The organism is Ekhidna sp. (assembly GCF_040220215.1).
Classification (GTDB): Bacteria; Bacteroidota; Bacteroidia; order Cytophagales; family Cyclobacteriaceae; genus Ekhidna.
Genome location: NZ_JAVJTR010000022.1, coordinates 76,377 through 88,711, shown reverse-complemented (window position 1 = coordinate 88,711; position 12,335 = coordinate 76,377). Strand labels below are relative to the sequence as shown.

10 protein-coding genes are annotated in these 12,335 nt (G+C 34.4%); 9 read left to right on the top strand and 1 reads right to left on the bottom strand.

The genetic code is table 11. From position 1 onward, the window contains the following. The first annotated feature begins 14 nt into the window (after positions 1-14). The 8 genes from RIC88_RS15365 to RIC88_RS15330 are packed head-to-tail and all read left to right on the top strand — an operon-like array spanning position 15 to position 9,419. Positions 15-1,079, top strand: a complete 1,065-nt coding sequence (locus RIC88_RS15365; protein WP_350218446.1) for an O-antigen ligase family protein — start codon at positions 15-17, stop codon at positions 1,077-1,079. 3 nt (positions 1,080-1,082) lie between these two features. After that, positions 1,083-2,099, top strand: a complete 1,017-nt coding sequence (locus tag RIC88_RS15360) for a sulfotransferase family protein (RefSeq protein WP_350218445.1) — start codon at positions 1,083-1,085, stop codon at positions 2,097-2,099. A 7-nt stretch (positions 2,100-2,106) separates the two neighbouring features. Next, the gene (locus RIC88_RS15355) at positions 2,107-3,330 is read left to right on the top strand and encodes a glycosyltransferase (protein WP_350218444.1); all 1,224 of its coding nucleotides are present in this window, start codon (positions 2,107-2,109) and stop codon (positions 3,328-3,330) included. Next, on the top strand, positions 3,327-4,250 hold the full coding sequence (locus RIC88_RS15350) for an NAD-dependent epimerase/dehydratase family protein (protein WP_350218443.1): 924 nt from the start codon (positions 3,327-3,329) through the stop codon (positions 4,248-4,250). The genes RIC88_RS15355 and RIC88_RS15350 overlap by 4 nt, the downstream gene beginning before the upstream one ends. Further along, a complete protein-coding gene (locus RIC88_RS15345) occupies positions 4,219-5,598 on the top strand; it encodes a hypothetical protein (protein WP_350218442.1) in 1,380 nt (459 codons plus the stop codon). Before RIC88_RS15350 ends, RIC88_RS15345 begins: the two co-directional genes overlap by 32 nt. 2 nt (positions 5,599-5,600) lie before the next feature. Beyond that, on the top strand, positions 5,601-6,605 hold the full coding sequence (locus RIC88_RS15340; RefSeq protein ID WP_350218441.1) for a sulfotransferase family protein: 1,005 nt from the start codon (positions 5,601-5,603) through the stop codon (positions 6,603-6,605). Positions 6,606-6,621: 16 nt separating this feature from the next. Continuing rightward, the gene (locus RIC88_RS15335; RefSeq protein WP_350218440.1) at positions 6,622-8,319 is read left to right on the top strand and encodes a sulfatase; all 1,698 of its coding nucleotides are present in this window, start codon (positions 6,622-6,624) and stop codon (positions 8,317-8,319) included. After that, entirely contained in the window at positions 8,316-9,419 is a 1,104-nt protein-coding gene (locus RIC88_RS15330; protein WP_350218439.1) for a glycosyltransferase, read from the top strand. Before RIC88_RS15335 ends, RIC88_RS15330 begins: the two co-directional genes overlap by 4 nt. A 13-nt stretch (positions 9,420-9,432) precedes the next feature. On the opposite strand, the gene RIC88_RS15325 is transcribed toward RIC88_RS15330, so the two are convergent. Beyond that, entirely contained in the window at positions 9,433-10,737 is a 1,305-nt protein-coding gene (locus tag RIC88_RS15325) for a sulfatase-like hydrolase/transferase (protein WP_350218438.1), read from the bottom strand. Positions 10,738-10,870: 133 nt separating this feature from the next. Between RIC88_RS15325 and RIC88_RS15320 the strand changes: the two genes are divergently transcribed. Then, positions 10,871-12,241: an undecaprenyl-phosphate glucose phosphotransferase gene (locus RIC88_RS15320; protein ID WP_350218437.1), complete on the top strand. Its 1,371-nt coding sequence runs from the start codon at positions 10,871-10,873 to the stop codon at positions 12,239-12,241. The last annotated feature ends 94 nt before the right edge of the window (positions 12,242-12,335 follow it).

Here is a 12,335-nt window from a genome sequence, read left to right as displayed (position 1 = left end):
GTGAATCATCTTTCATGGCTGGGATAAAAAATCTAAAAGCCATGGTGAGATATATTTTATTGATATACCTCATTGTTGCAACAATTAATTATTCAAAATTTCCAATTCTGGCGATAAAATGCATCTTTTATTCCTCCCTGTTTCAAGTCTTTATTGGATTCTTACAAATATTGGGGGGCACTCCTGTAAAAAAATTCTTTGCACCAAAGGAATTGGAAAAGACAGATACAGATTTAATCACAGGGTTTTCAACACTTGACAAACTTGAAGTAGATATTTTCGGGACTATATCTACTACCATCGGGTACGGCTTTTTTCTGATTGTAGGTCTATCGCTCTTATTGGTTTTGAAAGAGAAGCTTATCAAATCAAGAAGTATTCGTTATTTAATATATACGAGCTTTCTTATTTGTATTTACTACTGTGGAAGCAGGGTAGCCTTGTTAGGAGCCATTATCCCAATTTTTCATCAGCTATATAAATGGGATAAGAAGAAATCAATTTTTTTAATTGGATTTGGATCAATCTTCACATTGCTATATGGTTTTTATGTAGCAGATCCAGGGAGCTCAAATGTTAGTTTTTGGTTTATTTTTTCTGAGGGATTCGTTGGAAAGCTAGAGTTACAAAGGTTGGGGTTACTGCTATTTGTTTTTGTCCCGTTCTTATCAGATAGGCATCTATTATTTGGCCTTGGCCCTGATAAGGATTATTTGGTTGGGTATGCAAATTCTAATTTCGATATTCCTTTTTTCTTTCCAGACTTTTACTTGTATTCAATAAAAGATGTCTATTGGTTTTCTTTGATCATATTCTATGGGGTAATTGGATTTTTGTTTTTCATTGCATTCTATTTTGAAATACTAGTTGGATTACTGAAAAGATATAAAGTGTCAAAAAGTATTTTGAATGGCACAGCCCTTGTAGCTATTTACTTAGGACTAATTATGATACCACTAAATCTTTTTAATCAAGCCTTGGAAATTAGACAAATATCGTTTTACTATTGGTTTTTAGTAGCTATAGTTTTCTCGTACACATCACCTGGTTCGTACATTTCTAAATCAGAAAAACTATAATTTATGCCATTTTCAGATTTGATATTCGTCTTTGGAAACAGCCGCTCAGGAACAACCATGATGGGCAGAATACTCAATCAATCTCCAAGAGTTTGGACTTGCAAGCATGAAATTCATTTTTGGGGACAGATTCATAGCCCAAAGGAACAAAGGCTTACAGAAGATCAACAATTAAGCTACATTCAAAAATTGTTAAGAACTCAGAGAGATGGATATTTCTCAAAAAAAACATTATCATCCTATGAAAAGCGGGCTAAAGAGTTGATAGCTAGTTCTCCGCTCGACATTTCTGATCCAGCTCTGTTGTATTATGAATTTTTGAGAGTTGAAGCTAAAGCAAATGGAAAAGATAAATATTGTGATCAGACACCTCGTAATTTGTTTTATCTAGATGAATTACAATCTTACTATCCAGATGCAAAGTTTATTAATATGGTTCGAGATCCAAGAGATGTTCTACTCTCACAAAAGTACAAGTGGAAAAGGAGATTTCTTGGCGGGAAGGATTCGATCCCATTATCAGAAAGCATTCGATCTTGGGCCAACTATCACCCAATCACCATTAGTAAGATATGGAAAGCTAGTATTGAAACTTCACTGAAGCCCAATGATATTAAGGTTTTGCATGTAAAGTATGAATCGTTGATTGAAAAGCCTGATTTGGTGTTGCAAGAGGTCTGTGATTATTTAAAGATAAAGTATGAGCCAAAAATGAAGGAGGTTCCAGTTGTTGGAAGCTCCGCTCAAAGAGACTTGAATCTTGCTAAGGGGCTAAGGAAAGATAATTTAAATAAATGGAAGAAAGGTGGTTTAAGTAACACTGAAATATACCTTTGCGAATTGATTTGTAAATACCAACTTGGCAAGTTCGATTATAGAAAATCGGATGTAAGACCAAATCCAATAGCGCTATTTGTTTATATGATCTTGTTACCCTTTCAAATAGGATTTTCTCTAGTATTGAATTTGACAAAGAATAAGAACATCCTCGATACGATAAAGCGAAAGCTAAATAAGTAAAATTATAATGAGAGTATTGCTTGCGCATAAATTCTTCAATATAACCGGAGGAGCTGAAGTCTTTTTTCATAAGGTAGGTGATGCTCTTACAGAAAATGGTCACGTTGTTGCAAAGTTTGCATCTAATAATGAAGGAGTTGAAGTTGATTGGTCTGAATTAGATAGAGAAGCTCACTTCGTGGACTATAAAAATGGGTCAATCCTGGAAAAGGGATTAAGAGTTCCTTCTATCATTTACTCAAAGACCAACAAGGAGAGATTCAAACGGATGATTTCTGACTTTCAACCTGATATCGTTCATGTTTTTTCCATATTCACCACCGTAACTCCATCAATTCTTGATGCTTGTTCTGAGATGGGGGTCAAGGTGGTTATGTCATGCAATGACTATAAGCATATCTGCCCCAATTACAAACTTTATCATCATGGTCGAATTTGCTTAGAATGTAAGGGAGGAAAATTTTACAATGCCATAAAGAATAAGTGTTGCAAGGACTCTGTATCCTTTAGCTTGGTTAGTTCTTTAGAATCTTATGCGCATATGTATAAGAATGTTGTGTTTGGAAATGTAGATAGGTTCATGTTTTCAAGTGAATTCATGGCCTCAATTACTGCAGAATTTTTAGGTGATAATCAGTTTAAATACTCAATTCTCCGAAATCCATTTGAGAGTCCAAAGTATGAGTATTCAACTATCCATGAGGATTATATCTTATATTTCGGCCGCTTGGTTGAGGAAAAAGGTGTTGATGTTTTATTGAAAGCCATGAGCCATCTTCCACAAATAAAGCTTAAAGTGGTCGGAAATGGTCCCGATGAAGAAAAGCTTCTCGAGATAAAGCAAAATTTGAACCTAGAGAATGTAGAATTTCTGGGACCAAAATACAACGAGGAACTTGAACCAATACTCAAAGCATGCAGGTTTGTGGTAGTACCATCTCTTTGGCATGAAAACTATCCGTATGTGATCAATCAAAGTTTTGCATATGGAAAAGCTGTTATTGGATCAGATAAGGGAGGTATCCCAGAGATGATCCGGGACGGGGAATTTGGGTATATATATCCTGCGGAAAGTATCGAGAATCTTTCAAATGTCATCAATGAACTTTATTCAGACGAATCTAAATACATTGGATTTGGTAGAAGGGCAAAGCAATGGTCTGACAAAAACTTTAATTTTATCACCTTTTATGACAATTTAATAAAGATTTACGAGAAAGTATTGCGATGATAAAAGCGCTGGTTTTGGGTGGAAATGGGTTTATTGGTGCCAATCTGGTTAATTCATTGGTTGAAAAAGGAGTGAATGTAAAAGTTTATGATAAATATAAGCCGAGATATTGTGAGCCACTCAAGAGGGTTGAATATTATTATGGTGACTTCTGTGATATAGCAAAACTCACGGAAGCATTAAATGGCGTTGACCTTGTAATTCACCTTGTATCCAGCAGCATTCCTGCCTCTTCCAATGTAAGTCCTGCTAAGGATATTGAGAATAATCTAATTGGAACCATAAACCTCATTGAGGCAATGAAGTATGAAAATGTACGCAAGATCATCTACTTTTCATCTGGCGGAACGGTTTACGGAAACCCCTCACAACTTCCTGCAAAAGAGGAATCTGAATTAAATCCAATATCATCATATGGAATAGTAAAGGTTTCAATAGAAAGTTATCTTCGAATGTATGGCATACAGGATCATTTGGAAGCCGTTATCCTGAGGCCGTCAAATCCTTATGGTCGCTATCAAAATTTTGAGAGACCCCTTGGGATAATCCCTCATTCTATTTTTTTAGCATTGATGGAAAGGCCTGTAGAAATTTGGGGAGACGGTACCACTATTCGTGATTTTATTTATATTGATGACCTGGTAGCCTTGGTGGATAAAATAATTGACCGATTTATCCCAGGCACTTACAACGTTGGCTCTGGGATCGGAAATACTATCAATGAAGTTTTAGATATTGTGGATTTGACATTGCCCCATATGCTGAATAGAAAATATCTATCACCCAGAGGATATGACGTAAGGAAGATAGTGCTTGATATTGATAAAGTAGCCAAAACATTTAATTGGTCACCTAAGGTTTCATTAGAAGAGGGAATTAGAAAAACTAATGAATGGATACACTCCAGACTTGATGATTAAAGCATTTTTAGTATGGGCCTTATTATTTAGCAATTTTTTTGGGATATCTCAGAAGTCTATAAAACTGGGATATAACGCACCTAACATATTCATTTTCAATGATTTAAGAGACAAGCAATATCTTTTCGAATTAAAGAAGCTTAGTCCGACCTATTTAAGATTTCCTGGGGGAGCAATTGCAAATTTTTATCATCCGTTTTCCAAAACAAGTAAATATGGTTTTTTGAAAGCCGAAATAGATATGCTGCGCGATTCGAACTTGAAAAATCGATTTGGCGAATATTTGATTAAGGATTCTATTTCCTATTCTGGTAGGAACGCCCTTGAAGAATTAATTAATTTAAAATCACAGATTGATTTTGAGGTTATTTATGTAGCCAACATTACAACGGGCTCTTTAGATGACATTGTAAAAGAAATTGAAACTCTGCTTGCAAATGAGATTAAACTAGTTGGAATTGAGCTTGGAAATGAGCTGTATTTTCATTTTTATGATAAAATTATATCACTTGAAGAATATTTGGAAAAAGGAAAAGTATATGCTAAAAGATTGAAACTAGAATTTGATACTATAGATATTGGAATTGTTTTGCCACATGCCCAGTTTATTGATGGTGATTTCAAATTTTTAGGAGATGTTAATGACAATTTTGATGCATGGATTGAAGCTATTTCCAGGGAGAGTTTTTATGATGCAATCATTTTGCATGACTATGCCCATGTAAATTCAAATTGTTGGGCACCAAATAAAGTTGATTGTAGATGGAATAATCTGACTGATTACATAGACGTATATATGGAACAGACATTTAGAAAGTACGGGGAGATTTTTTATAAAAAAGATATTTGGATAACCGAATGGAATTTGATGGGCTTTCATAAGAATTTTTTAACAGAATCAAGACATCTAACTTACATTCACCTATATCTTGCTAAGCTATTTGATATTAATAAGCAAGTGTCGAACAGAATTACTAATTCTTTTTATCATAGTTTATCAGTTAAAGGAACAGGTGATCTTATCTCAAACTTCAGTGGGGAAATTCACAAAAATGCTCCGTTCGATTTTTTTGTAAACTTGGAAAAAATTGAAAGTATTGATTCTACAAGAGTCACCTACTTTGATGTAGCTAAGAATGCTGGGAAAGTTGATTTTTTTTCCGAATTGAAAGTTTATTCTTACTATTTCAATCACTCTGAATCGAACTTTGAAGTGGTCGCGAATGAGAAATTAAGTCTTTTTAGATACGATGATTCTACAAAATCCCTTTATCAAATTCTTGATAAAGAAGCGGTATTTGAGCTTAACAAAGGTGAAATTTGCGTGTCAGAACACCTGATAGAATAGATATGATAGCACAACTTGATTCCAATTATTTCAAAACTAGACCAACAAAGATTTTCACCAGGCTCTTTAGCTATTTCCTTGTGGAAGGAAGACCAGTAACTGCACCTGGTAGATTCATAAACCCAATAACATTTCTTTTTTTAAAAGTATATGCAACAGCTTTTGGTATTAGAAAAAAGGAGTTGAGCCCAATTTTTATTTTGGGAACCGGTAGAAGTGGGACAACATTATTGGGAAAGATTCTGAGTATTCATAAAGATGTGGCTTATCTCAATGAACCAAAGGCGATTTGGCACGAAGTGTTTAAGAACGAGGATTTAATTGGAAATTTCACATCAAAGGCAGGCAAATATAGACTAGACCCAAATAGCATTACACCTATTCAACGACGAAGATTAAATGGTATTTATTCAGCTATTTTAGCAGTGACAAGAAATAGCAGGGTAGTTGATAAATATCCTGAACTAATCTTCAGATACGATTTTGTCAAGAAAATATTTCCAAATGCAAAGTTTGTAGTTATTTCTCGAAATGGAATTGATACAGCAGGATCAATTGCCTCATGGTCTAAACGGAATCAAATTTCAAAAGTGAATTTAACCGAAAACTGGTGGGGGAAGAATCATCGAAAATGGGAGTATCTAGTTGATCAGATCGTCAAGCATGATCGTGATCTCAAACCTATCCATAATGAAATATCAAATATGAAGGATGATGTAAATAGAGGGGCAGTTGAATGGATAGTAACCATGAATGAGGCACTTCAATTGTTGGAGAAGAACAAAGAAATTCTACTTGTCACCTATGAAAGCCTCATCAAGACTCCTGAATATGTGATGAAAAATATTTATTCTTTTTGCGAATTAAATGATGATTTAAAATCTGTTGAATACGCGAAACTTCAAATAAATTCTAATGAGAAAAAATATGAATTAACCACACTGTCTCCATTATTGCGAAAAATTATCGATAGAATCTCAGTAGAGATTGAAGCAAAATTGAATTAGAAATTTTAGATAGGTTATGCAAGTATTTAGCAAAATATCAATATTTACTATTTTATTACTATTCAAGGCATATTCTGTACTAGCAGGAGATCCAAAGAAAATAATATTTATTTTCATTGATGATTTAAGGCCAGATATAGGAATCTATGGGAATGACAAAATTTACACCCCAACTCTTGATTCTCTTGGAAAGGCAGGAACAGTTTTCGAAAACGCATATTGTCAGCAGGCTCTATGCTCGCCTTCAAGGTCTTCTATTTTAACTGGAGTACGTCCTGATTCTATAAAAGTAAATGATTTGTCAACTCATTTTAGGAGTTCAGTCCCTGAAATAAAGACTATACCTCAATTTTTTAAGGATAAAGGCTACCTCTCTGCCGGTTTTGGCAAAATTTTTCATGGTAAGAGTCTTGACGATTCATTATCTTGGAGTAATGAGTCGTATTATCCACCTAGATTGTTATGGGTGAATGAGTCGAACTTGAAAATTCGAGATAGCTTAATAGCCTTAGGTTCAAAATTGCCTTATTCATATCCTTATGAAAGAGGAGAGTCTGAAGATAATGATGATTACCGAGATGGATTAATCACCTCAAAAGTGATTGATTATATCAGAAACCATCAGTCTGACTCCTTTTTTTTAGCATTGGGATATTATAAACCTCACCTTCCATTTTCGTGCCCATCCAAATATTGGGATATATATGACTCCATAAATTTTTCGTTTGATGTACCTAATAATTGGCCTGAAAATTCCTTCGATTTTGTAACCTCAGAATTTGAGGAGCTAAGAAACTACTTTGGAATTCCTGCTACTGGAAGGATAACTGATGAGAAAACTATTCTTAACCTTAGGCAGGGATACTATGCCTGCATATCATTTGTGGATGACCAATTAAGAAGGTTATTTAATGAATTGAGAAATCTGGGTTTAGCAAATGATGTAACAATAGTGCTGGTTGGAGATCATGGTTATAAACTGGGAGAGTACGGTTCTTGGGCGAAACACACCAATTATGGAATTGATACTAGAATTCCATTAATGTTTACAGGCCCCTCAATACCTGCTATGAAAGTTCCCGATGTAGTTGAAGGGATTGATATATTTCCAACTCTTGTTGATTTATATTTTGATGATTTTCAAGATTCAAATTTTGAAGGCCAATCTTTAGTACCCGCCTTCGAAGACAAAGGCCTATCCAAAGATTATGCGATTAGTCAATTTCCTAAAAGTAAATATATGGGTTACAGCCTGTTTCGAAATGATTACAGGTTAATTGTGTGGAACGATTTTACCAATGCCGAAACGCCCTCTAGTATAGAGCTTTATGATCATAGAACTGACAAAGCCGAAACTAAAAACATATATAATCCATCTGATACTACCAATGTAAGTTTGGTTAAAAAACTCATAAACGGCACTTGTGTCGAGATTAGGTTTCCAAAGAAAATAACTGGGTTTGGAAGCAATTCAAGTGACCTGCAAATAGAGATTTTCAATGATGTTTTGAAGATTTCTTTACCTGTTATTGGTGAGTGTGATCGTAGCTTTAATGTTTTGGTTCATGATATAATGGGTCGAGTGATTTTTTCCGGAGGAGGCCAAACAGGTTATAACATTAATCTCAAGGAAATAAAAGGATCGGTATTTTTTGTGAAAGCTATCGGTGGTGGCCATAGGTCAAGTTCAAAATATTTTATTACTAATTTATGAAGATTGCAATCTTAGGATCAAGAGGGTATCCCTATGTTTATAGTGGGTATGAAACCTTTGTTAAGGAATTGTGCGAAAGACTCATTAAATACGAAGGGGTTGAGTTGACAGTTTATTGCCATAAGCATTTATTCAAAGAAAGACCCCAAGAATTAAATGGTATAAAGTTGATTTATATTTCAACGGTTAAGTCGAAATCTCTTAGCCAATTGATTCACTCATTTCAGTCATTCATTCACGCTTGCTTTTCAAGTTATGATGTTGTTTTTGCTGTTAATTCTGCTAATGGACCATTCGGTTGGATACCTCGGGTCTTTGGTAAGAAAACTTCTGTAAACGTGGATGGGTTAGAATGGATGAGACCGAAATGGAAAGGGCTTGGAGCTAAGTATTTTTATTGGTCATCTAAGCTCTGCACAAAGACCTTTAATAAGATTATCAATGATTCAGATGCTATGCGTGATTTCTATTTAAAGGAATTCAAAGCTGAGTCAACAGTAATTGCGTATGGTGCTAATATCAGATTTTCTAAAAATATAAAGTTAATTAAGAAATGGGATTTGGAGCCAACAGGTTACTATCTCATTGTGGGTAGGCTTATTCCTGACAACAATGCCGATCTCCTTGTTAGGGAATTCATCAAATCAAAATCAACCAAAAAACTTGTAATCGTTGGAGATGTACCATATAAGGATTCATATGCTGAAAATATTAAGAAGACAGATGACCCCAGGGTAGTTTTTACGGGATATATAACTGATCAAGATGAGCTGGCTGAGTTATATCACAACTGCTATGCCTATTTACATGGGCATGAGTTTGGAGGTACTAATCCAACAATGTTAAAAGCTTTAGCTTATGGATGTTCCATTTTAGCATTAGACACACCGTTCACAAGGGAAATGCTTTTAGATGGAAAACATGGTCTATTTTTCACAAAGCAACCTGATAATTTCGCTGAATTAATCAACAATGTGGATTCTAAAAATGAAAAGCTTGAAAAATTGAGAAATATATCAAGGAATAGAATAGAAGAAAATTATACATGGGAAAAGATTACGCAAGAATATTACAACTTCTTCAAAGATTTAATTAAGTGATAAGCTGTTAAAATTACAAGCCGTTTGCGATAGAATCCCCAATCATTAAAAGTTTTCTTTCAATTTCAGAAGGATTTAAAATTTTCGTTTCATTTGGATAATTCTCTAACCTAAAAACCCTACCATCCCAATAAACTTTCGATTCCTTATTTCTAATTGCCCATTGGTTTAAGACCATAGAAAATATCCAGCTTCGCTCATTTGCTGTCCTAGAGGCATTGTCTATTATATCAATAAATGATTTGCCATCGGTAATAGGAAATTGTTCATTTTGAAGGTAATTTTTAAGCGTAGGTATAAAATCAGTGAAATCAACAAGACGGTCAGCACGATAAGAGTTAGTTTGGTAAGGATATTTAATCAACAATGGGACATTAATACCAGTCTCTTTCAAAGTCCCTTTCCCTCCTCTAATAAAATCTCCACTGTGGTAAATAGAATGTTCTGAGGGAGATCCATTGTCAGATGTGAATACAATTAAAGAGTTATCGTAATCACCTATTTCTTTCAGGAAGGTGATTAGGTTGCCAACTATTTTGTCCATGTATTCCACCAAGAATTTGTAGTTGTGAATATTATCATAGTCGTTAATATTAGCATTTATTGGATATCCTGGAGGACTAGTATATGGGCCATGGGGTAAGTTTAAAGCGTAATATAGAAAGTAAGGATTTTCTCTATTATTAAGTAAGAAATCTTTTGCGAAAGCAAGTTCAAGATCTGGCCCGTATAAATTGTTATCAAATTTTTTTGTACCAGAATTTGAAAAATATGTTGGATTGAAATACCTACTGGTAACTTCACTATGATTACCATCAAGCATTTTATGTACAAAATAGGAATCAAAACTAAACTTATTTATGTGCTCAGGATGCACATTTAAATCAGCTAAGTGCCATTTACCAACTACACATGTTGAATATCCACTGTTTTTAAAAAGACTTCCTAAATTAGGGTGTAGGTTTAATTGTTCACCGGGTTTTATATTGAAGATGACACCATTGTTTGTAGGATAAAGACCTGTCATTAATTCAGCTCTTGAAGGGGCGCATATTGGGTTAGCATAACAATTATCAAAAATGGTGCATGATTTTGCTAAAAAATTTAGATTGGCCGTATTGTAAGAATTGCTGTTATAAATAGAGAGTATTTCTTTACCTAAATCATCAGCTACTATCAATATAACATTGTTGTAAGGGTTTTTTGAGATAGTTGAGTCTTTATCTGAGCAACTATAAAGGAATAAAGCAATAAAAAAAGAGATAGCTTGTTTTTTTCTGCGACAGGCTGGATATTTTTGCTCAGCAAAAGTTTTCATTTTCAGGGATTTCATTTCGGCTCGCTAATTTTTCTTTAAGGAAGATACATTTTTGAAATAACAAATAAGACATAGGTGTTTCATTTAGATATTAATATTTAGATCTTTTTTAGTGGGTTACTAAGATACTTTTATGCCATCACATCATCGATACTCCCCTTATTTCCCCATCCTATTTCTCCTTGTAGATTTAGTATGTCTGAACATTGGTGTTTTTTTTGCGAACGAGTATCGTTTTGGATATCTAATACCCTCTAAAGAGTATCAACTTCTCCAGTTGATACTCAATGTAGTTTGGATTGGTGTTTTCTTTAGCTCAAGACTTCAGGAGATCAATCGAAATTCTCGATTACTGGATCATCTAAATAAAGTCTTAACAGGGTTGGTTATCAACCTCTCAATCGTTTTTGCTCTTTGGTTTGCTCTGGAACCGGTAGACTATTCACGAAAACATCTATTTGTGACTTATTTGGTTTTTACCATTTTAATTCTGGTATGGAGGAGTATTTGGCACTATTTAATTAGATATTATAGAGTTAAAGGATTTAACATTCGCCGTGTAATTATTATAGGGAAAGGAGATTTGTCTGATTCTCTTGCTCAATATTTTAAAGAGGCTCCAGAACTTGGATATCATTTGGTGGGAATAGTTGACAATCATGAGCAAGCTGATGAACGACTCGATAATTTTGAAGACTTCACCTTATCTCAAGAAGCCGATATTGTATTCTGCTGTTTACCAAATTTGAATGATGAACAGGTGAAAGATGTAATAGATTTTGCTGAGAATAACCTGATAAAAGTTAATCTGATTTCTCAATTCAGTCGACTTTCTAACTACAATTTATCGATTGAGCAATTTGGCAGCATTCCAATTATAAATGTAAATGCGATTCCACTAGACAGCATCGTTAATCGATTTATTAAAAGAACTTTTGATATTGTATTTTCTTCAATTTTTATTCTACTGATTTTTTCTTGGCTTGTCCCAATTATTGGATTCTTAATAAAGATGGAATCAAGAGGCCCTGTTTTTTTTAAGCAAAAAAGGCACGGGAAAGACAACAACTTTTTTCTATGCTGGAAATTTAGAACGATGACATATCAGAAAAATGCTGAATTTAAACAGGCTACTAAAGATGACAACCGGATCACCAAGATCGGGGCAATCCTGAGGAAGACTTCTATTGATGAGTTGCCACAATTTATCAATGTTTTTCTAGGAGATATGTCAGTGGTTGGTCCAAGGCCACACCCTATTAAACTCAATGAAGAATTTCAGCCAAAAATTGATCGTTTCTGGCAAAGGCACGCTGTTAAGCCAGGCATTACTGGCTTGGCTCAAGCGAAAGGGTTTAGAGGTGAAACAGCCGAACTGAGTGATATGAGTGGAAGGGTAAAGCTAGACCGGTTTTATGTGAAAAACTGGTCCCTAATTCTTGACTTTAAAATCATTCTCTTGACCGCCATGTCAATTATTAAGGGAGATCAAAACGCATATTAGCCGTTACTTTGGCAGTTAGCTATTGGCTACTTAATTACCTATAAGTTGTATTGAATCTCATTTGTTCAATGCGAATGAACAAATTCAATTTGAA

What these genes read in the sequence shown, in the direction of transcription:
- RIC88_RS15365 (WP_350218446.1), top strand. Translation starts at nt 15, where the DNA reads ATGGCTGGGATAAAAAATCTAAAAGCCATGGTGAGATATATTTTATTG.
- RIC88_RS15360 (WP_350218445.1), top strand. Translation starts at nt 1,083, where the DNA reads ATGCCATTTTCAGATTTGATATTCGTCTTTGGAAACAGCCGCTCAGGA.
- RIC88_RS15355 (WP_350218444.1), top strand. Translation starts at nt 2,107, where the DNA reads ATGAGAGTATTGCTTGCGCATAAATTCTTCAATATAACCGGAGGAGCT.
- RIC88_RS15350 (WP_350218443.1), top strand. Translation starts at nt 3,327, where the DNA reads ATGATAAAAGCGCTGGTTTTGGGTGGAAATGGGTTTATTGGTGCCAAT.
- RIC88_RS15345 (WP_350218442.1), top strand. Translation starts at nt 4,219, where the DNA reads ATGAATGGATACACTCCAGACTTGATGATTAAAGCATTTTTAGTATGG.
- RIC88_RS15340 (WP_350218441.1), top strand. Translation starts at nt 5,601, where the DNA reads ATGATAGCACAACTTGATTCCAATTATTTCAAAACTAGACCAACAAAG.
- RIC88_RS15335 (WP_350218440.1), top strand. Translation starts at nt 6,622, where the DNA reads ATGCAAGTATTTAGCAAAATATCAATATTTACTATTTTATTACTATTC.
- RIC88_RS15330 (WP_350218439.1), top strand. Translation starts at nt 8,316, where the DNA reads ATGAAGATTGCAATCTTAGGATCAAGAGGGTATCCCTATGTTTATAGT.
- RIC88_RS15325 (WP_350218438.1), bottom strand. Translation starts at nt 10,737, where the DNA reads ATGAAAACTTTTGCTGAGCAAAAATATCCAGCCTGTCGCAGAAAAAAA.
- RIC88_RS15320 (WP_350218437.1), top strand. Translation starts at nt 10,871, where the DNA reads ATGCCATCACATCATCGATACTCCCCTTATTTCCCCATCCTATTTCTC.